The 3,415-nt window shown below is 32.8% G+C and carries 4 protein-coding genes; 3 read left to right on the top strand and 1 reads right to left on the bottom strand.

All coding sequences use genetic code 11. The annotated features are described in order from the left end of the window. Window positions 1-45 precede the first annotated feature (45 nt). Window positions 46-213 (top strand): hypothetical protein, encoded by a 168-nt coding sequence (locus AB1422_18085; protein MEW6621210.1) that lies wholly within the window; start codon window positions 46-48, stop codon window positions 211-213. Window positions 214-469: 256 nt separating this feature from the next. Here the strand turns inward: AB1422_18085 and AB1422_18090 are convergent, their stop codons facing one another. Beyond that, window positions 470-631, bottom strand: coding sequence for a hypothetical protein (locus AB1422_18090; GenBank protein MEW6621211.1), 162 nt, complete (start codon window positions 629-631; stop codon window positions 470-472). Between the two features lie 100 nt (window positions 632-731). Here AB1422_18090 and AB1422_18095 point away from each other — a divergent pair, with 100 nt between their 5' ends. Together AB1422_18095 and pabB are read left to right on the top strand one after the other, a co-directional pair. Beyond that, a complete protein-coding gene (locus AB1422_18095; GenBank protein ID MEW6621212.1) occupies window positions 732-1,547 on the top strand; it encodes a 3D domain-containing protein in 816 nt (271 codons plus the stop codon). A 4-nt stretch (window positions 1,548-1,551) separates the two neighbouring features. Next, complete coding sequence (gene pabB / locus AB1422_18100) at window positions 1,552-2,976, top strand: aminodeoxychorismate synthase component I (protein ID MEW6621213.1); 1,425 nt, start codon at window positions 1,552-1,554, stop codon at window positions 2,974-2,976. The last annotated feature ends 439 nt before the right edge of the window (window positions 2,977-3,415 follow it).

Below are 3,415 nucleotides of genomic sequence, written 5' to 3' on the forward strand. Positions count from 1 at the left end.
TGAATAGTTACAAAAATTGAAATTAATAGAAACTAATAGAAATTTATGGAAATTTGTTGTTTTCCACAATCAATTTCTACCTATTTCTATAAATTTCAATCTATTTCTATTATCTTATCTCCATATCTTCCTTATCTCCTTATCCCCTTTCTTACACTTTTGATATATAGCCTGAACGGTTACGAAAATTTCTATCTAATTTCACACCGATAGTTAAACTATTACCTTTAAAATTTTGTAAGGGTTCAGGTAGGATAAAAATAAGGAGAAAGGGAGAAGATGGAGAAGTGGAGAAAAGAAGAGTTAACTGATAGAATTATTGTAAGCATTCAGGTCATTGCAAAATATCTAATAATAATGTAAAATGAAAATGTATAAGTGAAAAGTAATGAGTCTTGCGAAGTAGTAAAATTTCCCATTTTTCATTTCCTATTTTACATTTATTTTTCCTTTGCGTCTCTGCAATGAATTAGTCTAATCGCACAGGTGGAAAAGTTTGAGCCATTTCTCCAATTCTCCCTTTTCCCCATTTCTCCTTGTTTACACTTCTAATGTATAGCCCTGAATGAAAGTCTACATTTTTTCTCCGCGACTCTACCTCTGTGCGGTATCCAATCCCTTTATATTTCATAGCATTCCAGAAATATGGGTAAATTTCACTTTAAAATTACTTGACATTTTAAAAAGTTTATGGTAGACTTACTCAACCTTTGAATTAAAACAAGGAGAAGATGATGACGATTTATCTAAAAAGAAAATGGATGCTAATATTAATTATTTTCACATTTGCTATTGTTGGCTATGCAAAAAGTTTTGTCAATGTAACTATTTATGTTGATAATAATTTTCTACAACTAAAAACTAATAAAAATACAGTTCTGGATGTATTAAACTCTACTAACATTGGTTTGGATAAAAATGATATTGTTCGACCGGGGATTGAGACTAAATTACGAAATAAGATGTTTATTCGTGTTTATCGCCTGGCAAAAGAAGAAATAAAGGAGAAAAAAACTATCCCCTACCCTACCCAATATCAATACACCTCTCAACTTCTATTGGGTAAAACACTTGTGAAACAATATGGAAAACAAGGATTAAAAGAAATCATTACTCAAAAAACCTCTATTGATGGCGTCAATATAAAAGAAAAAATTATCGAAGAAAAGATTTTGAACAAACCTGTAAGTTGCATTATAGTTAAAGGAACAAGAAGATATGTGCCACCTCCTCTTCTAAATGCAAAAGCAAGTATAAAAAAAGTATTAAATATGGTTGCCACAGCTTATTCTGATTCTAAAATATCCTGCGGTAAATGGGCAGGGTGTGTAACCTCTATTGGATTAAAAGCAAGATATGGTATCATTGCGGTTGACCCAGGGGTTATCCCTTTGAGAACTAAATTATATGTTGAAGGATATGGCTATGGTATTGCGGGAGATACTGGCAGTGCCATTAAAGGAAATCGAATAGATTTATGTTTTAATACCCATCAGGAAGCAATAAGATATGGAAAAAAGAATGTAAAAGTTTATATCCTGGAATAATTTAATGACTTATCCAATAATTAAAGAAATCCCAACAATTGAGCCGCTAAAACTCTTCAGTATCTTCAAAGAACATAATTACCCATTCTTCCTTGATAGTGGAATGAATAAATATAGTTTAGGTAGATATTCCTTCATTGGTTTTAACCCATTCCTTGTTTTTAAAAGTAAAAGTAAACAGATTCAATACGAAATTCGGAATAATATAGATACTCAACAAATCCAAAATCCAATATCCAATATCCAAAATTTTATAAATGACCCATTTGAAGTATTAAGGGAACTTGTTAATCAATATCCACTACAACAGATCTCAAATTTTCCTTCTTTTATAGGGGGAGCAGTTGGTTACTTCAGTTATGAAATGCGGCATTTAATTGAAAATGTTCCTGGAAAAGGAATTGATGACCTGATGATACCGGATTGTATCTTCTGCTTTTATGATTTAATTTTCATCTTTGACCACTTGAAACAAAAGGCTTATATTTCATCAAGCGGGTTTCCTGAAAATGGAAGATTAAGAGAGAAAAAGGCTGAAAACAGACTAAACGAAACGCTGAATAAATTATCAAAATCCAGCCCCCAGAACCCAAAACCCAAAACCCAAAATGTGGAAATAGTTTCTAATTTTACTCATCAAGAATATTTAGAGGCAGTGAGAAAGGCTAAGGAATATATTAGTGCCGGTGATATTTATCAGGTTAATTTATCACAAAGACTCTCGGCTAATCTTTGTATGTCGGCGTTTGAACTCTATAAACGGCTAAGGAGGTCAAATCCGGCACCATTTGCTTGCTTTTTAGACTTAAAGGATGTCATTATTGCCAGTGCATCGCCAGAGCGATTTTTACAGGTAGAGGGTAAAAATGTTGTCACCAGACCAATTAAAGGAACAAGACCCAGAGGAAAGACCAAAAAAGAGGATTTGAAATTAAAAAATGAATTGAAAATAAGCCAGAAGGATAGAGCAGAACTAATAATGATAGTTGATCTTTTGCGAAATGATTTAGGTCGAGTATGTAAATTTGGGTCTGTGAAAGTTAATGAGTTGATAAAATTAGAAACGCATCCAACAGTATTTCATACAGTAGGTATTATCTCTGGTGAATTAAAACCAGATAAGGATAGATTTGATTTATTAAAGGCATGTTTTCCCGGCGGTTCAATTACCGGCGCTCCAAAAATTCGGGCAATGGAAATAATTGATGAATTAGAACCAACAAAAAGGCATATTTATACAGGGTCTATTGGATACTTAAGTTTCACCCAAAGTATGGACTTAAATATTGCAATTCGCACCTTTGTTATCAAAAACAACAAAACTTACTTCCATGTAGGTGGTGGAATAGTCGCAGATTCTATACCAGAAGAAGAGTATAATGAAACCCTTTATAAAGGAAAGGCAATGATTGAAGCAATTATGGGATAAAAAACTTAGCCTGTCCCACAAGGTAAGCGTTCAGGTGGTGTAACAAAAGGAGATGTGGAGATTAAAGAGATAGGGAGATATTATTAAAAAATTGGTAACTATTCACCATTCACCATTCACAATTCACAATTTCTTCCCTAAATTTCCTTAATAATGGTGAATGGTGAATTGTCAATTGTGAATTGTGAATTATCACTCTTCACGGTGTCAAGCAAACCTGGCCCAAGAGTTCGATGCACCGCTATAGCGCATCCAATGACTCTATTCGATAATTCATCAAATTTCACTTCGTGCTCTCCGTACCCTTCGTGCTGAATAGTTACAAAAATTGAAATTAATAGAAACTAATAGAAATTTATGGAAATTTGTTGTTTTCCACAATCAATTTCTACCTATTTCTATAAATTTCAATCTATTTCTATTATCTTATCTCCATATC

It is taken from the genome of bacterium (genome assembly GCA_040757115.1).
Taxonomy (GTDB): Bacteria; UBA9089; CG2-30-40-21; order CG2-30-40-21; family SBAY01; genus JBFLXS01.